The organism is Streptomyces sp. NPDC101181 (assembly GCF_044767975.1).
In the GTDB taxonomy this organism is placed as follows: domain Bacteria; phylum Actinomycetota; class Actinomycetes; order Streptomycetales; family Streptomycetaceae; genus Streptomyces.
Genome location: NZ_JBIWOX010000007.1, coordinates 145073 through 165216 on the forward strand (window position 1 = coordinate 145073; position 20144 = coordinate 165216).

The window sequence follows — 20144 nt, forward strand, 5'->3', positions numbered from 1 at the left end:
GCATATCCGCCGCGTCGCGCCCGACCGGTGGCGGTGCGCCCGCCGCGTCAGTCCTCGCCCTCCAGGTCGCCCTCCGTCTCCAGGTACACCTGGCGCAGCGCGTCGAGCACCGCGGGGTCGGGCTTGGCCCACATGCCGCGGGACTCGGCCTCCAGCAGGCGTTCCGCGATGCCGTGCAGGGCCCAGGGGTTGGCCTCCTGGAGGAACTGCTTGTTCTCCGGATCCAGGACGTAGGTCTGGGTCAGCTTGTCGTACATCCAGTCGGCGACGACGCCGGTCGTGGCGTCGTAGCCGAAGAGGTAGTCGACCGTCGCCGCCAGCTCGAAGGCGCCCTTGTAGCCGTGGCGGCGCATCGCCTCGATCCACTTGGGGTTGACGACGCGGGCGCGGAAGACGCGGGACGTCTCCTCGACGAGGGTGCGGGTGCGGACCGTCTCGGGGCGGGTGGAGTCCCCGATGTACGCCTCCGGGGCGCTGCCCTTCAGCGCGCGCACGGTGGCCACCATGCCGCCGTGGTACTGGAAGTAGTCGTCGGAGTCCGCGATGTCGTGCTCGCGGGTGTCGGTGTTCTTCGCGGCGACCTCGATGCGCTGGTAGGCGCTCTCCATCTCCTCGCGGGCCGGGCGGCCGTCCAGTTCGCGGCCGTAGGCGTAGCCGCCCCAGACGGTGTAGACCTCGGCGAGGTCGGCGTCGGTGCGCCAGTCGCGGGAGTCGATGAGCTGGAGGAGGCCCGCGCCGTAGGTGCCGGGGCGGGAGCCGAAGATGCGGGTGGTGGCCCGGCGTTCGTCGCCGTGCTCGGCCAGGTCGGCCTGGGTGTGCGCCCGTACGTGGTTGTGCTCGGCCGGCTCGTCCAGCGAGGCGGCCAGGCGTACGGCGTCGTCGAGCAGCCCCACCGTGTGCGGGAACGCGTCCCGGAAGAAGCCGGAGATGCGGAGCGTGACGTCGATACGGGGGCGCCCCAGCTCGGCGTACGGGATGGGCTCCAGGCCCGTCACCCGGCGCGAGGCGTCGTCCCAGACGGGGCGGATGCCGAGCAGCGCGAACGCCTCCGCGATGTCGTCGCCCGCCGTGCGCATCGCGCTGGTGCCCCAGAGGGACAGGCCGACCGAGGTGGGCCAGTCGCCGTGGTCGGTGCGGTAGCGGGTCAGGAGGGAGTCGGCCAGGGCCTGGCCCGTCTCCCAAGCGAGCTTGGAGGGAACCGCCTTCGGGTCGACCGAGTAGAAGTTGCGGCCCGTCGGGAGGACGTTGACCAGGCCTCGGAGTGGGGAGCCGGAGGGGCCTGCCGGGACGAAACCGCCGTTCAACGCGTGGACGGCGTGGGTCAGTTCGTCGGTCGTGGCCGCCATGCGGGGGACCACCTCGGTGGCCGCGAAGGTGAGGATGTCGGCCACGGCTTCGGGAAGGCCCGCCGCCACCGTCGCCACTGCCTCCGGCACCCAGTCCGCGTCGTCCATCGCCTGGACCAGGGCGCGCGCCTGCTCCTCGATCGCGTCGGCGGCGGTGCGGGTGGCGGCCGACTCGTCCAGGCCCAGCGCTTCACGGAGGCCGGGGAGGGACGCGGTGCCGCCCCAGATCTGGCGGGCGCGGAGCACGGCGAGCACCAGGTTGACCCGGTCGTTCCCGGCGGGCGGACTGCCCAGGACGTGCAGGCCGTCACGGATCTGGACGTCCTTGATCTCGCAGAGCCAGCCGTCCAGATGCATGATGAAGTCGTCGAAGCCCTCGTCCTCCGGACGGTCCTCCACCCCGAGGTCGTGATCGAGCTTCGCCGCCTGGATCAGCGTCCAGATCTGGGCGCGGATCGCGGGCAGCTTCGCCGGGTCCATCGCGGCGATCTGGGCGTGCTCGTCGAGGAGTTGCTCCAGCCGCGCGATGTCGCCGTAGCTGTCGGCGCGGGCCATCGGCGGGACCAGGTGGTCGATGAGGGTGGCGTGGACGCGGCGCTTGGCCTGCGTGCCCTCGCCCGGGTCGTTCACCAGGAACGGGTAGACCAGGGGAAGGTCGCCCAGGGCCGCGTCGGGGCCGCAGGCGGCGGAGAGGCCCGCGTTCTTGCCGGGCAGCCACTCCAGGTTGCCGTGCTTGCCCAGGTGGATCATCGCGTCCGCACCGAAGCCGTTGTCCTCGGCGGAGGCGGCGATCCAGCGGTAGGCGGCCAGGTAGTGGTGGGACGGCGGGAGATCGGGGTCGTGGTAGATCGCGATCGGGTTCTCGCCGAAGCCGCGCGGCGGCTGGATGAGGATGAGGAGGTTCCCACGCCGCAGGGCCGCGAGGACGATGTCGCCCTCCGGGTTGGCGGAGCGGTCCACGAACATCTCGCCGGGGGCCGGGCCCCAGTGCTCCTCCACGGCCTCCCGCAGCTCCCGCGGCAGCCCGGCGAACCAGCGGCGGTAGTCGGCGGCCGGAATCCGGACCGGGTTCTTCGCCAACTGCTCCTCGGTCAGCCACTGCTGGTCGTGGCCGCCCGCCTCGATCAGCGCGTAGATCAGCTCGTCGCCGTCGCCGGAGACCAGCCCCGGGATGTCCGCCTCGGGCCCGAAGTCGTACCCCTCGGCGCGCAGCCGCCGTAGCAGGGCCACCGCGCTCGCGGGGGTGTCGAGGCCGACCGCGTTGCCGATGCGGGAGTGCTTGGTCGGGTAGGCGGAGAGGACCAGCGCGACGCGCTTGTGCGCGTTGGGGATGGTGCGCAGCTTCGCGTGGCGTACGGCGATCCCGGCGACCCGCGCGGCACGCTCGGCGTCGGGGACGTACGCCGGAAGCCCGTCCTCGTCGATCTCCTTGAAGGAGAACGGGACGGTGATCAGGCGGCCGTCGAACTCCGGCACCGCGATCTGGGTGGCCGCGTCCAGCGGGGAGACGCCCTCGTCGTTCTCCTCCCAGGCGCTGCGCGGGCTGGTCAGGCAGAGCGCCTGGAGGATCGGGACGTCGAGCTGGGTCAGCGCGCCCGCGTCCCACGACTCGTCGTCGCCCCCGGCGGAGGCCTCGGCGGGCTTGGTGCCGCCCGCCGCGAGGACGGTGGTGACGATGGCGTCGGCGGTGCGGAGTTCGGCGATCAGCTCGGCCTCGGGGGTCCGCAGGGAGGCGACGTACAGCGGGAGCGGGCGGCCCCCGGCATCCTCCACCGCCCGGCACAGCGCGTCCACGAACGCGGTGTTCCCGCTCATGTGGTGGGCGCGGTAGTAGAGGACGGCGACGGTCGGCCCGTCCTCGGGCACCACGCGCGCCTCCCGCTCCAGCGGGCCCCACGCGGGGGCCGGGGCGGGCGGCTCGAAGCCGTGGCCGGTCAGCAGCACGGTGTCGGAGAGGAACCGGGCCAGCTGCTCCAGGTTCGCGGGCCCGCCGTGCGCGAGGTAGGCGTGCGCCTCGGCGGCTATCCCGATCGGCACGGTGGACGCGGCCATCAACTGGGCGTCCGGGGCCTGCTCACCGGTCAGCACGACGACCGGGCGGCCGGTGGCCAGCACCGCGTCCAGCCCCTCCTGCCACGCCCGTACGCCGCCGAGGAGCCGCACGACGACGAGGTCGGCGCCCTCCAGCAGCCCCGGCAGCCCGTCGAGGCCGACGCGGGAGGGGTTGGCGTACCGGTAGCTGACGGGTCCCTCGGCGGCGCGGGCGCTCAGGAGGTCGGTGTCGGACGTCGACAGGAGCAGGATCATGCTGCGTCAGGCCTTCCTCGGGGTGTCCACGCCCCGGGCGGTGTCGGAGGGTCTCCCCGGTGGCCGGTAACCGACCCGGGCACGCGGAGAAGGGAGTTCCTGACTCGCCCGGCAGCCGGTGGCGGCGGCGGCCGGACTCACAGTGGCGGGACCGCGCCGGAATCGCACCGGGCTTCCTCCCCTGTCGCCGTCTGGCGATGGCGGCCTGAACGGACCACCGCCAGCATCCTAAGCGGCGGAGAGAGGACGGGGCAGGGGGCGGGGGTGCGGCGATGATCACCCTCGGATCGCTCTCGGGGCGGGGCGTACGCGGGTCCCTCGCGGGGAGGCGCGCGCCTCCCCGGGGCGGGCGGGAGGTGCGCGCTCCGGTCCGGCCGGGCCCGCGCTGTCCCGCAGGTCACAGCCGCGGGCCCGCCACCGGGCCCGGCCCGGTCGGTATGCTCGCCGCCATGCCCGATTCCGCCCCCTCGCCCGTTTCCGCGGGCAGCGCCCCGCCACGCGCCGGAGGCGACGCCTGCCCGGGGACACTGCGGCTGCACCGGGCCGACGACGGGGCGCTGGCCCGCGTACGGATACCCGGGGGCGTGCTGACCGCGGCTCAGGCGGACGCCCTGCTGGCAGCGGCGGACCGGTTGGGGGACGGTGAGCTGCATCTCACCTCGCGGGGCAACGTCCAGCTGCGCGGCCTCGGCGCGGAGTGCGGCGGCGAACTCGCGGAGCTCCTCACGGCCGCCGGGCTGCTGCCCTCCGCCGCACACGAACGGGCCCGCAACGTCGTGGCCTCGCCGCTCGCCGGGCTGGACGGTCCACCCCCGCTCCGGGCCTGGCTGACCGGGCTGGACCGGCTGCTGTGCGGTTCGCCCGCCGCGGCCGCGCTCTCCGGCCGCTTCCTCTTCGCCCTCGACGACGGGCGCGGGGACGTGGACGCGCTGGGCGCGGACGTCACCCTGATCGCGGCGGACGACGGCTGCCTCCTGCGGATCGGGGCCGAGGACGAGGTGTTCCGGCTGCCGTCCGCCGACGAGGGCCCGCGCACCGCGCTCCGGGCCGCCGAAGCGTTCCTGCGCGCCGCCCCGGGCTCCGGCGCGTGGCGGGTACGGGACCTGCCCGATGGCGTACGGGCCGCGCTGGTCCGGACCGTGGGCGCGACGGCCGGCCCGGCGGTGCGCCGCCCCCGCCCCCGCACGGCGACGCCCCCCGCCCCGGGACGGCACGGCTCGTCGAACGCGATCAGCGTCGGCGTCCCCCTGGGGCGGCTCACCCCCGCCCAGTGGCGGCTGCTCACCGGGACGGCCCGCCGCCACGGGGGCGAACTGCGGCTCACCCCGTGGCGCGGGGTCGTCGTCCCGGGCCCGTTCGGGGGGCCGGACGACGCGGCCGAGGCGCTCGGCGCCCTCGCGGCGGCCGGACTGATCACCGCCCCCGACTCCCCGTGGACCGGTGTCGGCGCGTGCATCGGCCACCCCGGCTGCGCGAAGTCCTCCTCCGACGTGCGGGCCGAGGCGGGGGCCGCCGTCGGACCGGTCGGGCGGCTCCCTGTGTACTGGTCCGGGTGCGAACGCCGCTGCGGCCACCCCCAAGGGGAGTGGATCGACGTGGTCGCCACCCCCGACGGGCACCGCGTCTCGCACGTGCGGGGAGAGCGGCGGGACCCCCCGGAGACGGTCCGGGACGATCCGGCGGCCCTGGCGGCGGCGGTCGCCGCGGCCCGCTCGCGGTCCCCGTCCCGGTGAACCGGCCCGTGTGAACCGGCCCGCGTGAATCGGACCGTGTGATCCGGCCAGCGTGAACCGGCCCGCGTGGACCGGCCCATGTGATCCAGTCCGCGTGGACCGGCCCATGTGATCCAGTCCGCGTGATCCGGTCCCCGTGAACCGGCCCCTGTGAACCATCAGCCGAAGAAAGCGACAGCGCTGTGCACCAGTACGAGAAGGACGGACCGGCGATCTACCGCCAGTCCTTCGCCACCATCCGCGCGGAGGCGGATCTGGCCGGGCTGCCCGCCGACGTCAGCCAGGTGGCCGTCCGGATGATCCACGCCTGCGGCATGGTCGACCTGGTACGCGACCTGGCCTTCTCCCCGAACGCCGTGGCCGACGCCCGCGCCGCGCTGCGCTCCGGCGCACCGATCCTGTGCGATGTGCAGATGGTGGCCAGCGGCGTCACCCGCAGGCGGCTGCCCGCGGACAACGACGTGGTGTGCACGCTGTCCGACCCGGCCGTGCCCGCCCTGGCCGCGAAGCTGGGGACGACCCGCAGCGCGGCCGCCCTGGAGCTGTGGCGGGACCGGATGGAGGGGGCGGTGGTCGCGGTCGGCAACGCGCCGACCGCGCTGTTCCGGCTGCTGGAGATGGTCGAGGAGGGGGCCCCGCGCCCCGCCGCCGTCATCGGCGTCCCGGTCGGCTTCGTCGGCGCGGTGGAGTCCAAGGAGGCCCTGGCCGCGCACGCCTCGGGCCTGGAGCACCTGATCGTCCGGGGCAGGCGCGGCGGCAGCGCGATAGCGGCGGCGGCGCTCAACGCCATCGCCAGCGAGGAGGAGTAGTGATGAGCGAGTCCGGCGGCGACGGCCCCCTCCACGACTCCGGCGGCGACGGCTCCCTCCCCCACTCCGGGGGCGGCCCTCTCCACGACTCCGGCGGCGGCACCGGCCGCCTCTACGGCGTCGGCCTCGGCCCCGGCGACCCGGGCCTGATGACCCTGCGGGCCGTCCAAGCCATCGGCGAGGCCGAGGTGATCGCGTACCACAGCGCCCGGCACGGCCGGTCCATCGCCCGGTCCATCGCGGCGGCCCACCTGCGGCCCGACCACATCGAGGAGGCCCTGGTCTACCCGGTCACGACGGAGACCACGGACCACCCGGGCGGCTACCGGGGCGCGCTGGAGGAGTTCTACGAGAAGGCCGCGGCCCGCCTCGCCGCGCATCTCGACGCGGGCCGGACGGTGGCGGTCCTCGCCGAGGGCGACCCGATGTTCTACGGCTCGTACATGCACATGCACAAGCGGCTCGCCGACCGGTACGCGACCGAGGTCGTCCCCGGCGTCACGTCCGTCAGCGCGGCCGCGGCCCGGCTCGGCACCCCGCTCGTCGAGGGCGAGGAGATCCTGACGATCCTGCCCGGCACGCTCCCCGAGGAGGAGCTGACGGCCCGCCTCGCCGCCACCGACACCGCGGTGGTGATGAAGCTGGGCCGGACGTTCCCGGCGGTGCGCGGGGCGTTCGAGGCGTCGGGCCGGCTGGATAAGGCGCGGTACGTGGAGCGGGCCACCATGGCGGGGGAGCGTACCGGCGAACTGGCCGCGATCGACCCGGCGTCCGTCCCGTACTTCTCGGTGGCGGTGCTGCCCAGCCGGGTCGACGCACCGAGGCCCGCGGGGACGTCCCGGGAGGCTTCCGCGGGGGCCTCTACGGAGGCTTCCGCGGGGGCGTCCACGGAGGTTTCCGCAGGGGCTTCCGCGGGCGAGGTGGTGGTCGTGGGCACCGGTCCGGCGGGCCCGCTGTGGCTGACGCCGGAGACGCGGGGCGCGCTGGCCGCCGCCGACGACCTGGTCGGCTACACGACGTACCTGGACCGGGTGCCGGTCCGTCCCGGGCAGGCGCGGCACGGCTCGGACAACAAGGTGGAGTCGGAGCGGGCGGAGTTCGCGCTCGACCTGGCCCGGCGGGGCCACCGGGTCGCGGTGGTCTCGGGCGGCGACCCGGGGGTCTTCGCGATGGCGACGGCGGTGCTGGAGGCGGCGTCGCAGGACGCCCACGCGGACATCCCGGTCCGGGTCCTGCCCGGCGTCACCGCGGCGAACGCCGCCGCCGCCCGCGCAGGCGCGCCGCTCGGCCACGACTACGCGACGATCTCGCTCTCGGACCGGCTCAAGCCGTGGGAGGTCATCGCGGAACGTCTGCGCGCGGCGGCCTCGGCCGACCTGGTGCTCGCCCTGTACAACCCGGGCTCGAAGTCCCGTACGTGGCAGGTCGGCCGGGCCCGCGACCTGCTCCTGGAGTACCGCTCCCCGGACACCCCGGTGGTGCTGGGGCGGGACGTCGGCGGTCCCGCGGAGTCCGTCCGTACGGTGCGGCTGGCGGATCTCGACCCGGCGGAGGTGGACATGCGGACGCTGCTGATCGTGGGCTCGTCGCAGACCCGCTGGGTGCGGCGGGGCGGTGACGGGGACGACCGGGGCATCGTATGGACGCCGCGCCGCTACCCGGAGCCGTCGGACGCGTCCGCCCGCTGCCCGGAGACGCCGGGAGTGTCCGCCCGCTGCCCGGAGACGTCCGGAGCGGCCGCGTCCCCGGAGGCTCCGGACGCGGCCGCGTCCCCCGGGCCTTCCGCGTAGAGCCGCCGCACCCACGCCACCGCCTCGTCGGGCGTGCCGGCCACCGGCACTCCTTCCGGTACCGGTGGCCGCCGCACGACGACGACGGGGATCCCGGCCTCGCGGGCGGCGGCGAGTTTGGGGGCGGTGGCGTCGCCGCCGCTGTCCTTGGTGACGAGGACGTCGACGCGGTGACGCCGGACGAGCTCCCGCTCCCCCGCGAGGCCGAACGGCCCCCGGTCGAGCAGGACCCGCATCCGGCGGGGGTGCGGCGGCTCGGGGGCGTCGACGGACCGGACGAGGAACCACAGCGCGTCGAGGTCCGCCCCCGCGAAGGCGCCGAGCCCCGTCCGTCCGGTGGTGAGGAAGACCCGTTCGCCGAGCGACGGCAGCAGGGCGGCGGCCTCGGTCAGCGAGGCGACGGAGTGCCAGCGGTCGCCGTCCCGGGCCGTCCAGCCCGGCCGGCGCACGGCCAGCAGCGGGACCCGGGCCGACGCGGCGGCCCCGGCCGCGTTCCGGCTCATCGTCGCGGCGAAGGGGTGGGTGGCGTCGACGAGCGCGTCGACCCGGTGTTCGCGGAGCCAGGCGGCGAGCCCGTCGGGTCCCCCGAACCCGCCGACGCGCACGTCACCGGGGGGCAGCCGTGGGGCGGAGACGCGTCCGGCGAGCGAGGTGGTGACCCGGACGCCCCGGTCACCGGCAAGGCTCTCGGCCAGTCGGCGCGCCTCGGTCGTACCCCCCAGCACCAGGACATGCGTCCTGCTCCCCGGGGCAGGGCCGTGCACAGGCATCGGAACGGACTCTTCTCATGAGCGCGGGAGGCCCCCGGGACCGCTCCGGCGCCGAACAGCGAGGCGCGGAGCACCGGGACCGGGACCGGGACGGACCTGAACCCGGGACGGACCGGGACCGAGACGGACCGGGACCCGGGAAGGACCTGACCCGGGAAGGACCTGGACCTGACCCGGGACCGGAGACCGGGGACTTCCGGGTCACCCCACTCAAGCACACCAGACCGGACGGGACTCAAGCACACCGGACCGGACGGGGCGACGGCGCCGCTCAGCCCTCCTCCGCCTCCCTCTCCGTCTCCGCCCTGGTCAGGGCTTCCGTGATCATGCGGGTGGAGAAGTCGGGGTCGTCGGCGATGCGGTTGATGTGCTCGGCGAGCAGGAAGGCCGTCGCCTCCAGCGGGGTCAGCTCCGCCTCGGTCCAGTCCCCGTACTGCTTGCGCCACAGCGTGGGGCTCAGGCCGGTGCCCGCCGCGATGACCATGCCCGCCATGGTCGGGATCGCCTCGGGCCTGACGCTCATGGTCATCTGCCGCATCGTGGTGACGAGGCTGGGGACCACGTACTCGATGACGTCCTTGTCGTGCTCCTCGTGGGCCTGCCGCAGCCACGTCATATACATGTAGATGAGCGTGCACGCGCCGTCCAGCAGGTCCAGGACCCCTTCACGGCTCAACGAGGCGGTGAACTGGCGTACCAGCTCCCGCTGTTCGGGATCGGTCCGGTCCTTGCCGTCGTGGACGGTCTTGAGCCGGGAGTCGATCAGCAGCAACGCCGCACCCACGTCACCGGCGGGAGCGTTCTGAGGACCGTAGGGCGACAGCACAGCATTCCTCCTCGGGTGGCCGCGACGGGTCAGCACGGCTGGTGCGCACAGTAGGGGGGCCCGGACCGGAAGGGGGCGGGTTGGCCTCTTCGCGACGCGAAAGGGTGGTGAAGTGACCATTCAGGCAACGGTTTCCGGGTCCCCAGGACGCCTTTCGGCCGCCCGATAGGGTGTGGGCCGGACAAAGAGATCATCACGTACGGCCCACCACCGCACGTCTCGGGAGGAAGCCATGGGAACCCGCCGCACGTCCCTGCCCGGAGTGGGTGCCCAGTACGACTTCACGACCGAGACGGGTCAGCACATCTCCGTCGTCGTCCACCACGACGGCCGCCGGTTCATCGGGTTCTACGAACAGGACGACCCCGACGCGTGCCGGCTCTCCGTCCCCCTGACGACGGCCGAGGCCACCGCGCTCGCGCACCTCATCGACCCGGCGCCCATCGACGCCGTACGGACCGAGGGCATCGACCTCGTCACCGAGCACATCCCGCTCGGTTCCCGGTCTCCGTACGGCGGGCGGCAGCTCGGGGAGACGCGCGCGCGGACCCGGACCGGGGCGTCCATCGTCGCGGTGCTGCGCACGCACAGCGCACACCCGTCGCCGGAACCGGACTTCCGGCTGGCCATCGGGGACACGCTCGTCGCCGTGGGTACGCGTGAGGGCGTCGACGCGCTCTCCGAGATCATCGCGGAGGGCTGACCGTGCATGACACGACCGCGTTGCTGGTGGAGCTGGGAGCCGTCATCCTCGGGCTCGGACTCCTCGGACGGTTCGCCGGGCGGATCGGGCTCTCCCCGATCCCGCTGTACCTCCTCGCCGGGCTGGCGTTCGGGCACGGCGGGCTGATCCCGCTCGACGCCAGCGAGGAGTTCACCATGGTCGGCGCCGAGATCGGCGTCATCCTGCTGCTCCTCCTGCTGGGGCTCGAATACAGCGCCTCCGAGCTGGTCACCAGCCTGAAGACCCAATACCCCTCCGGGGCCGTGGACTTCGTCCTCAACGCGACGCCCGGGGCCGTCGCCGCGCTCCTGCTCGGCTGGGGTCCCGTCGGGGCCGTCGCGCTCGCGGGCGTCACCTGGATCTCCTCGTCCGGCGTGATCGCGAAGGTCATGACCGACCTGGGCAGGCTCGGCAACCGGGAGACCCCGGTCATCCTCGGCGTCCTCGTCATGGAGGACCTGGCGATGGCGGTCTACCTGCCGCTGCTCACCGCCATGCTCGCCGGGGTCAGCCTGGCCGGCGCCAGCCTCGCCCTGGTGATCGCGCTCGGGGCCGTGGGTGTCGTCCTCTATCTGGCGCTGCGCCACGGCCGGCTGATCAGCCGCGCGGTCTCCTCCGACAACCCGGAGATGCTGCTCCTGGTCGTCCTCGGCCTCACCGTCCTGGTCGCGGGGATCGCCCAGCAGCTCCAGGTCTCCGCCGCCGTCGGCGCGTTCCTCGTCGGCATCGCGCTCTCCGGTGAAGTCGCCGAGGGCGCGCGCAAGTTGCTGACCCCGCTGCGCGACCTGTTCGCCGCGGTGTTCTTCGTCTTCTTCGGGCTCTCCACCGACCCGGCGGACATCCCGCCGGTGCTGCTGCCCGCGGCCCTGCTCGCCGTCGTCACCACCCTCACCAAGATCGCCACGGGTTACTACGCGGCCCGCCGCGCCGGAGTCGGTCCGCGCGGGCGCTGGCGGGCGGGCGGCACCCTCGTGGCGCGCGGTGAGTTCTCCATCGTCATCGCCGGGCTCGCCGTCGCCACCGAGCCGCGCATCGGTCCCATCGCCACCGCGTACGTCCTGATCCTCGTCATCCTCGGTCCGCTCACCGCCCGTTGGACCCAGCCGCTCGCGGCGGGGATCGAGGCCCGGCGCGGCGGCGGAAAGGACGCGGGCGACCCGGCGAAGGAACCCGTCGCGAAGGAGCCCGTCGCGAAGGCCGCGCCCGAGCGGCGGCTGGGCGCGCACGACGACCTCACGCCGGAACCGGCGGGCGAAAAGCGGGAGTAGCTCCCTGCGCCCCCCACGTCACGACAGGAACCAGGGCGGGAATCACAGCGGGAACCACCGCGGGATCCCACAGCGGGATCCACGGCCGGTCGGCCGGATCGCCTTTGCGGGGCGGCTCCGACCGGCCGTCGCCGTGTCCGGAACCTTTCGCTCGGCGCGTACGGGCCACCGGTTCGGCCGTCGGCGGGAGACCCCGGCTGCTAACTTCTACACGTCTGTAGAGTTGCCTTTATTTCGGCATTGCACCGCAACGTAGGGAGATGTCATGGCTCTTTGGGATCGCATCAAGGAATCCGCGTCGTCGATGCAGACGCAGCTGGAGGCGAAGAAGAACGAGCTGAAGTCGGGGTCCTTCCGGGACGCGAGCATGGCCATGTGCGCCCTGGTCGCCGCCGCCGACGGCTCCGTCGACCCGGCCGAGCGCCAGCGCGTCGCCGGGCTCATCATGAGCAACGACGTCCTTCAGAACTTCCCCGCGGACGACCTCCAGCGGCGGTTCAACGAGTACGTCGACAAGCTCACCGCCGACTTCGACTTCGGCAAGGTCAGCATCCTCCAGGACATCGCCAAGGCGAAGAAGAAGCCCGCCGAGGCGCGTGCCGTCATCCAGATCGGGATCGTCATCGGCGGCGCCGACGGCGACTTCGACGCCACGGAGCGGGCCGTGGTGCGGGAGGCGTGCTTCGCGCTCGACCTGCCGCCGCACGAGTTCGACCTCTGAGCGAACGCCCACGAGAGCCAGTCACTTTCCGGCCTTTTCCGCTCCGCGTCTCTCTCCCCGCTCCTCTTTCTCGTTCCCGGCCCCGTATCCGGCCGCGTTCCTAAGGAGGAGGCGCGGGACCGGGGCCGGTCGAAGGCGGCCGGGGAGCGGGTCACAGCTCGGGCCGGTCGAGGGCGGCGGGAGTGGGTCACAGCTCGGACCGGTCGAGGGCGGCCGGAACGGGTCACAGCTCCTTCGCCGGCCAGTCCAGCAGCCGCGCGCCGATCACCGCCGTCTGGAGGCTGTAGCGGTGCATCGGGTCCGCCGGATCGGAGCCGGTGAGCTGGTGGATGCGCTCCAGCCGGTACGTCAACGCCCTTACGCTCAGCGCGAGTCGGCGGGCAGTCTCGGCGGCCACACAGCCCGCGTCGAAGTAGACCGCCAGGGTGTTCAGCAGCGGCTCCGCCCCGCCCCTCGCCTTCTGGAGCGGGCCCAGCTCGCTGCGCACCAGATCGGCCATCGCCTGCCGGTCCCGGGTCAGCACCGGGTAGACCAGCAGGTCCGAGGCGTACAGCACGGGGTCCCCCATCCCCAGCCGGTCCGCCAGGTCCAGCGCTTCGAGCGCCTCGTCGTACGAGTGGACCACCCCGCCCGGCCCCTTGTGCGGGCGGCCGATCGCGACCCGGCCACCGTCCGTCGCCGCGTGCGACTGCTTGGCGAAGAAGCGCAGGACGTCGGGCTGGCCGCCCGGCGCGATGCAGACGATCCGGCCGTCCTTCGTCGTCAGCAGGATCTTGCGGCCGCTGAACCGCGCCAGCAGCGCCGCCTCCACACTGCGCGGCACCGCGTCCGTCTCCGTGTACGCCTCCGGACCCGACGCCACCGCCACCGCGTGCGCCCGGGAGAGCCGCAGGCCGAAGCGGGTGGCCCGCTCCGCGAGCCGGACCAAGTCGCTCCGCCCGTACAGCAGATCGTCGATGAACTCCCGGCGTGCCGCCTCCTCCCGGCGCACCGTCAGCCGCTGCGCGCGCTCGAAGCCCTCGGCGAACGCGTCGACCGCCTGCTCCACCGCCGCCAGCACGGCGTCCGTCACGGCGGGGGAGTTTCCGGCAGCGGCGGCCGGCCAGGCGCTACGCGTCTGCGCCAGGTGCATCGTCACCAGCGCCCTCAGCTGATGGCCCGCTTCCGCCGCCTCCCGGCCCAGCGCCCGGCGCCTCTCCAGCTCCGCGCGCGTCAACCGACGCCCGGTGGTGGCGACTTCGCCCAGAATATAGGCATAGTCACCCAACATCTCCTCGGGAATCCTCGGCTCGGCCACGCCTCTCCTTCAGCCGTGCAACAGTCCGGTCATTTCCCCACGCTCGCGGGGCGGTGCCGGTGCCCGGCATCAGGAAAGCATAAAGATTGCCGGAATCCGGCAATGCGACGGGGGCGTCCGAATGACAGGATCAGGTCAGCAACACCACGGGGGAGCACGGGGGAAACACACGGGGGAGCACGGGGGAAACGGGGGAACACAGGAGCCCCCCTCGGACAATCCACGGGGGATTCGACGGGGGAACCTGAGGGGAACGACCCGGTCGCTGCGGCATGTTCCGGCAGCGCCGTAGCACCGGGCCCCGCACCTCCGCCCCGCCCTCGCGCCCGGCACGGGACGACTCGGCGCCGTCGCCGCGGGCACGGGACGCGGACGCACGAGCCGGGGACGCGCGGATGCCCGGCTCCGGTCGCGCAGACCCGTCCACTGAAGCCGACCGACCGCCCCGCGGGGCCCGATCCCCCTCACCGCCGTACGCGGGGCCCGGTAGCCGCCGCGGCCCGGCGAACGACCGGTCGGCCCCGCCGCATCATCATGCGCGGATCACCAACACTTCACACCGATCAGGAAGACTGAGAAGGCTGATCGGCAAAGCCGGGCCGCTCGCAGGAGAAGAGCCGGGCCGCTCGCAGGAGAAGACCGGGCCGGTCTCAGGAGAAGCAGGAGAAGACCGGACCGGGTGCAGGAGAAGACCGGACCGGTCGCAGGATCGGGGAACATCTCGTCGGAAGGGCCACGGCATGCTGGGCTTCGTCCCCCCTCCCCCGCAGCCGGGGCGTCCGCCCGCCTCCGGCCACATGATCGTCTGCGGTGACGACGCGCTGGCCCGACGGCTCGCGGTGGAGCTGCGGTACGTCTACGGGGAGCGGGTCACCCTGCTCCTGCCGCCCGGCCGGGACGCCAACCACCCCGAGACGCCGCTGACCCAACGGGGGCGCGCGGCGGCCCTGTTCGGCCGGATGTCGGCGGCGATGAACCGCACGGCCACCGGGGCCGGGGGCGACGGCCCGGGGGGCGGCACCGGTGACACCAACGCCGGGGTGGAGGCCGTGCGCATCATGGAGGCCCCCGAGCCGTCCGACGACGTGCTGGAGGAGGCGGGCGTCGACCGGGCGGCGGCGCTCGCGCTCGTCTACGACGACGACGAGCGCAACATCCGCGCCGCGCTGACCGCCCGCCGCCTCAACCCCCGGCTGCGCCTGGTGATCCGGCTCTACAACCGCAAGCTCGGGCAGCATCTGGAGGAGCTGCTCGACCAGGCGGCGGCCGTCGCCATGCCCGGTATCGACCCGGCGTTACTCGACGCGTCCACCACCGTCCTCTCCGACGCCGACACCGCCGCCCCCGCGCTCGCCGCCACCGCCCTCACCGGTAGCAGCAAGGTCATCCAGGCCGAGGGCCTGCTGCTGCGCGCCGCCGAGCGTCCCCCGCCCCGCCCCGGGCGGACCGCCGACCCGGGGCTGTGCACGCTCGCCCTGCTGTCCGCCACCGCCAACGACCCGGCGGGAGCGGAGGGTTCCGACAGCAGCGGGGACGACGGGCCCCGGCTGCTGCCCGACGCGAGCGCCGTGGCCGCCGCCACCGGACGGGGCACCGTCGTCCTGGAAACGATCAGCCGGGCCGATCCGGACCGCCCCGCGACCCGGATGGGCGGCCGGGGCGCCCCGCTCGCCCAGGTCTTCTCGCGCAGGCTGCGCTGGTCGGCCCTGGGGTTCGCGCTGGCCGCGGTCGCCCTGGTGATCGTCTCGGTCCTCACCACGGAGGACAGCCTGCCGCGCTCCGCCTATCTCATCCTGCTCGACCTGCTGAGCATGAACGACCCGTCGGAGGACGGTACGACGGCCCGGAAGGTCATCCAGATCTTCTCCGGGGTCGCGGGCATCCTGCTGCTCCCGCTGCTGATCGCCGCCGTCCTGGAGGCCTTCGGCACCCTGCGCACCGCGTCCTCGCTGCGCCGCCCGCCGCGCGGCCTGTCGGGTCACGTGGTGCTGCTGGGACTGGGCAAGATCGGTACGCGGGTCCTCGTACGCCTCCGCGAACTGGACATACCGGTGGTCGTGGTGGAGGAGGACCCCGACGCGCGGGGCATCCCGCTGGCCCGCTCCATGCACGTCCCGACGGTCATCGGCGACGTCACCCAGGAAGGCGTCCTGGAAGCGGCCAAGATCCGCCGGGCGCACGCCCTCCTCGCGCTCACCAGCATCGACACGACGAACCTGGAGGCGGCGCTCTACGCCCGGTCGGTGAAGCCGGACCTGCGGGTCGCCTTGCGGCTGTACGACGACGAGTTCGCCACCGCCGTCTACCGCACCCTGCGCACCGCGCACCCGCAGGCCCTGACCCGCTCCCGCTCCGTCTCCCACCTGGCCGCGCCGTCGTTCGCGGTGGCCATGATGGGCCGTCAGATCCTGGGCGCGGTCCCGGTCGAACGCAAGGTCATGCTCTTCGCGGCCCTGGAGGTGGCGGGGCACCCGCAGTTGGAGGACCACACGGTCGAGGAGGCGTTCCGGGCGGGCGCCTGGCGGATCCTGGCCATCGACGCGACCCCGCCCGCCGACCGCAACCCGGACCTCACCGCGCTCCCCCCGTACACCCCGGCCGGCGACGCGTCGGCACCCGCCCCCGGCCTGGTGTGGGAGCCGCCTCCCGGATACGTGCTCCGCGCCCAGGACCGGGTCGTGATCGCGGCCACCCGCCGGGGCCTGGCGGAACTGCTGCGACGGCAACCGGCGCCGGGTCGGCGGTAACCCCCGGCTCGGGTGACCCGAGCCGGGGGGAACTATGTCCCGGGGGGGCAAAAATCCGGGAGGAGGACCGAAGCCCGGGGCGGGCCATGCCCCGGGGGGCGAAACCTAGGGAAGGGGGGAGCCCCGGGGCAGCAGCCCGGCGGGAGCACCTACCGGAACGTGCCCATGGCTTCCCGTACCTCGTCCAGCGTCGCCTCCGCGATCGCGGAAGCCCGCTCGTTGCCCGCCCGCAGGACGGACCGCACGTACGTCAGATCCTTCGCGTACTCCGCCCGCCGGGCCCGGAAGGGGGCGAGGTGGCCGTTGACCGCGTCGGTCACCGTGCGCTTGAGGGCGGCCGCCCCGCTGTCGCCGATCTCCGCCGCGACCGCGTGCGGGTCCCGCTCCAGGCAGAGCGCGGCCAGCAGGACGAGCGAGGAGACGCCGGGCCGGTTGTCCGGGTCGTAGGTGATGCGCCGGTCTGCGTCCGTGGTCGCGCCCCTGATGAGGCGGGCCGTCTCGTCGGCGGTGGCACCGAGGGGGATGGAGTTGGCGCGGCTCTTGCTCATCTTGGTGCCGTCGGTGCCGAGGAGGAGCGGCGCGGCGGAGAGCAGGGCGTCGGGTTCCGGGAAGAGGTTCCCGTACCGCTCGTTGAAGCGGCGGGCGATCGTTCGGGTGAGTTCGAGGTGGGGCAGCTGGTCCAGGCCGACCGGGACCACGTCGCCCTTGCAGGACAGGATGTCGGCGGCCTGGTGGACCGGGGAGGTGAGCATCAGCCCGCTCACCGCCGACTGCCGGGAGTGCGCGATCTCGTCCTTGACTGTGGGGTTGCGGCCCAGTTCCGCGACGGAGACGAGGCTGAGGAAAGGCAGCAGGAGCTGGTTGAGGGCGGGGACGGCGCTGTGGTTGAAGACCGTGGACCGGGCCGGGTCGATGCCGAGCGCGAGGTGGTCCAGGAGCAGCCCGTCGGTGTACTCCCCCAGCCGCTCGGCGGTGTCCCGGTCGGTCAGGACCTGGTAGTCGGGGATGAGGATCAGGATGTCCGCGCCGAGTTCCTGAAGGCGGACCCGGTTGCGCAGGGTGCCGAAGTAGTGCCCTAGGTGGAGGGGGCCGGTGGGGCGGTCCCCGGTGAGGACCCGGAAGCGGGAGGGGTCCTGGGCCAGTCGCCGCTCCAGCTCGGCGCTGCGGCGCTCGGCGGGGACCGAGTTCGGGGTGGTGTGGCTCGGGGCAGGGGTGGGGCTCGGCGTCGGGGTGGAGCTCGGCGTCGGGGTGGATGCTGCGGAGGTCGTGGTCTTGGCCATGGTCATGATGCGTGCCTGTCCTCGCGTGGGTGGATGCGTGGAGGACGGCCCCTGAGGTGGCGCGGTGCCTCGCCTCCGTACCCGGCCGGTCAGCAGGGACGAGGGTCGTGAGGAGGCAGCGAAAAGGGCCGTCCGGATCGAACGGCCCTGGTTCCGCGCAGATACTCCGGCCGCTCCTAGGAGGAGCGCCACCAGTTTCGGCACGGGACGGAGGTCATGCACCGAGTGTAGGTACGTGTGCGGGCACGGGCGAACGAAATAGGCGGATCGGAACAGGGTGAAGGGCCAGAACAGGCCGGACTGACGGAACAAGCCAGAGGTCCGGCACAGGCCGGACTGACGGAACAGGCCGCCGGTCCGGAACAGGCCGCCGGTCCGGAGCACGCTGTCGGCCCGGAGTCCGGAGTAGGCCGCCGGTCCGGAATAGGTCGGAGGAGGGTCCCGTTGTAGGATGTAGTTCAACGTTCAACCAAATGGCTCGGGGTTCGGCCCCACGGCCGGGAACCGCTCCGCAGCCGGGGTTCAGAAACCCGGCCCCAGGAAGAGGAAGCAGGAAGGCGGACGTCATGCAGTTCGGGATCTTCACCGTCGGGGACCTCACGACCGACCCGACCACCGGCCGCACCCCCACCGAGAACGAGCGGATCAAGGCGACCCTGACCATCGCGCAGAAGGCCGAAGAGGTCGGCCTGGACGTCTTCGCGACCGGCGAGCACCACAACCCGCCGTTCGTCCCGTCCTCCCCGACGACGACGCTCGGCTACATCGCCGCCCGCACCGAGAACCTGATCCTGTCCACGTCCACCACCCTGATCACCACCAACGACCCGGTGAAGATCGCCGAGGACTACGCCACCCTCCAGCACCTCGCCGACGGCCGCGTCGACCTGATGATGGGCCGTGGCAACACCGGACCGGTCTACCCCTGGTTCGGCAAGGACATCCGCCAGGGCATCCCGATGGCCATCGAGAACTACGCCCTGCTGCACCGGCTGTGGCGCGAGGACGTCGTCGACTGGGAGGGCACGTTCCGTACCCCGCTCCAGTCCTTCACCGCCACCCCGCGCCCGCTGGACGGCGTCCCGCCGTTCGTCTGGCACGGCTCCATCCGCTCCCCGGAGATCGCGGAACAGGCCGCTTACTACGGTGACGGGTTCTTCCACAACAACATCTTCTGGCCCATGGAGCACACGAAGAAAATGGTCTCCCTCTACCGGCGGCGCTACGCCCACTACGGGCACGGCACCGCCGAACAGGCCATCGTCGGGCTCGGCGGCCAGGTCTTCATGCGGAAGAACTCCCAGGACGCGGTACGGGAGTTCCGCCCGTACTTCGACAACGCCCCGGTCTACGGCCACGGCCCGTCCCTGGAGGACTTCAGCCGCGAGACCCCGCTGACCGTGGGGTCGCCGCAGGAGGTCATCGAGCGGACGCTGACGTTCCGGGACGCCGTGGGCGACTACCAGCGGCAGCTGTTCCTGATGGACCACGCGGGGCTCCCGCTGAAGACGGTCCTGGAGCAGCTCGACATCCTCGGCGAGGAGGTCGTGCCCGTGCTGCGCAAGGAGTTCGCCAACCTGCGGCCGGCCGGGGTGCCGGAGACCGCGCCCGTCCACCCGGCGGTGACCGCCGCCCGCACCACTGAGCAGTAACGAGCAGTAACCGAGCAAGAGGAGGTCCGGCCCGATGTCCGCCCCCACCACCCCCCTGCGCGTCGTCGCCGTCTCGGCCGGGCTCAGCCAGCCGTCCTCCACCCGGCTGCTCGCCGACCGGCTGGCCGCCGCCACCCGCGAACGGCTCCTGGCCGAGCAGAACCCGCCGTCGGCCGACCGGAACCGGAGCGCTGGGGTCCAGGGCCTCGAGGACCCGGTCGCCGAGGTCCAGGTCTCCGAGGCCCAGATCAGCGAGGTCCAGGTCATCGAGCTGCGCGACCTCGCCGTGGACATCGCGAACCACCTGGTCAGCGGTTTCCCGTCGGCCCGACTACGGGAAGCGATCGACGCGGTGACAGCGGCGGACGGGCTGATCGCCGTGACACCCGTCTTCACCGCCTCGTACAACGGTCTGTTCAAGTCCTTCTTCGACCTGATCGACAACACCGCACTGACCGGCAAGCCCGTCGTCATCGCCGCGACCGGCGGCACGGCTCGGCATTCGCTGGTCCTGGAGCACGCGCTGCGCCCGCTCTTCGCCTACCTGCGGGCCGTCACCGTACCGACCTCCGTCTACGCCGCCTCCGAGGACTGGGGCTCCGGGGGCGACGAGTACACCGAGGGCCTGCCGTCCCGCATCCGGCGCGCGGGCGGCGAACTGGCCTCGGCGATGCTGGGTCGCACGGTCTCCGGCGCCTCGCGCACACCGGGCCTGGACGACGGGGAGGACGCGGTCGTCCCCTTCGAGCAACAGCTCGCGGAGCTGCGGCCGCGCTGAGTCGGCCGGGCACCGACCGAACCTATTGTCCGCTTTGACTACAGTGAAGACGGACGCTGTACCGAGCCGAGTGACCTGGACGAAGTGACCGGTGTG

At 73.3% G+C, this 20144-nt stretch carries 12 protein-coding genes, 2 pseudogenes and 1 riboswitch; of the genes and pseudogenes, 9 read left to right on the plus strand and 5 right to left on the minus strand.

The genetic code is table 11. The features are described 5' to 3' along the window. Positions 1-47 precede the first annotated feature (47 nt). On the minus strand, positions 48-3653 hold the full coding sequence (gene cobN / locus ACIRRU_RS13235; protein ID WP_403679366.1) for a cobaltochelatase subunit CobN: 3606 nt from the start codon (positions 3651-3653) through the stop codon (positions 48-50). Positions 3654-3746: 93 nt separating this feature from the next. Beyond that, a riboswitch (cobalamin riboswitch) is annotated at positions 3747-3832 on the minus strand. A gap of 258 nt (positions 3833-4090) precedes the next feature. Here cobN and ACIRRU_RS13240 point away from each other — a divergent pair. The 3 genes and pseudogenes from ACIRRU_RS13240 to ACIRRU_RS13250 all read left to right on the plus strand — a co-directional run. Beyond that, a complete protein-coding gene (locus tag ACIRRU_RS13240) occupies positions 4091-5386 on the plus strand; it encodes a cobalamin biosynthesis protein CobG (RefSeq protein WP_403679369.1) in 1296 nt (431 codons plus the stop codon). 182 nt (positions 5387-5568) lie between these two features. Next, on the plus strand, positions 5569-6195 hold the full coding sequence (locus tag ACIRRU_RS13245; protein ID WP_403679372.1) for a precorrin-8X methylmutase: 627 nt from the start codon (positions 5569-5571) through the stop codon (positions 6193-6195). A 2-nt stretch (positions 6196-6197) separates the two neighbouring features. Next, positions 6198-7859, plus strand: a pseudogene (locus ACIRRU_RS13250) (precorrin-2 C(20)-methyltransferase); the annotation flags it as partial. Positions 7860-7972: 113 nt separating this feature from the next. On the opposite strand, the pseudogene ACIRRU_RS13255 reads toward ACIRRU_RS13250, so the two are convergent. Continuing rightward, positions 7973-8755: pseudogene (locus ACIRRU_RS13255) on the minus strand (cobalt-precorrin-6A reductase); the annotation flags it as partial. A gap of 271 nt (positions 8756-9026) precedes the next feature. Further along, positions 9027-9581 carry a hypothetical protein gene (locus tag ACIRRU_RS13260; protein ID WP_363202992.1) on the minus strand — a complete coding sequence of 185 codons (555 nt, stop codon included), beginning with the start codon at positions 9579-9581 and terminating at the stop codon, positions 9027-9029. 232 nt (positions 9582-9813) lie between these two features. Here ACIRRU_RS13260 and ACIRRU_RS13265 point away from each other — a divergent pair, with 232 nt between their 5' ends. The 3 genes from ACIRRU_RS13265 (at position 9814) to ACIRRU_RS13275 (ending at position 12294) form a co-directional block, all read left to right on the plus strand. Next, complete coding sequence (locus ACIRRU_RS13265; protein WP_403679374.1) at positions 9814-10284, plus strand: cation:proton antiporter regulatory subunit; 471 nt, start codon at positions 9814-9816, stop codon at positions 10282-10284. Between the two features lie 2 nt (positions 10285-10286). Then, positions 10287-11573 carry a cation:proton antiporter gene (locus ACIRRU_RS13270; protein ID WP_403679377.1) on the plus strand — a complete coding sequence of 429 codons (1287 nt, stop codon included), beginning with the start codon at positions 10287-10289 and terminating at the stop codon, positions 11571-11573. Positions 11574-11838: 265 nt separating this feature from the next. Beyond that, complete coding sequence (locus ACIRRU_RS13275) at positions 11839-12294, plus strand: tellurite resistance TerB family protein (RefSeq protein WP_403679379.1); 456 nt, start codon at positions 11839-11841, stop codon at positions 12292-12294. A gap of 223 nt (positions 12295-12517) precedes the next feature. On the opposite strand, the gene ACIRRU_RS13280 is transcribed toward ACIRRU_RS13275, so the two are convergent. Then, positions 12518-13591, minus strand: a complete 1074-nt coding sequence (locus ACIRRU_RS13280) for a PucR family transcriptional regulator (protein WP_403679382.1) — start codon at positions 13589-13591, stop codon at positions 12518-12520. A 740-nt stretch (positions 13592-14331) separates the two neighbouring features. Here ACIRRU_RS13280 and ACIRRU_RS13285 point away from each other — a divergent pair. After that, positions 14332-16338: an NAD-binding protein gene (locus tag ACIRRU_RS13285; RefSeq protein WP_403679385.1), complete on the plus strand. Its 2007-nt coding sequence runs from the start codon at positions 14332-14334 to the stop codon at positions 16336-16338. 149 nt (positions 16339-16487) lie between these two features. On the opposite strand, the gene trpS is transcribed toward ACIRRU_RS13285, so the two are convergent. After that, complete coding sequence (trpS, locus tag ACIRRU_RS13290) at positions 16488-17624, minus strand: tryptophan--tRNA ligase (protein ID WP_403679387.1); 1137 nt, start codon at positions 17622-17624, stop codon at positions 16488-16490. A gap of 560 nt (positions 17625-18184) precedes the next feature. Here trpS and ACIRRU_RS13295 point away from each other — a divergent pair. Both ACIRRU_RS13295 and ACIRRU_RS13300 read left to right on the plus strand, forming a co-directional pair. Next, a complete protein-coding gene (locus ACIRRU_RS13295; protein ID WP_403679389.1) occupies positions 18185-19270 on the plus strand; it encodes an LLM class flavin-dependent oxidoreductase in 1086 nt (361 codons plus the stop codon). Between the two features lie 34 nt (positions 19271-19304). Next, positions 19305-20048, plus strand: coding sequence for an FMN reductase (locus ACIRRU_RS13300; protein WP_403679392.1), 744 nt, complete (start codon positions 19305-19307; stop codon positions 20046-20048). Positions 20049-20144: the final 96 nt, after the last annotated feature.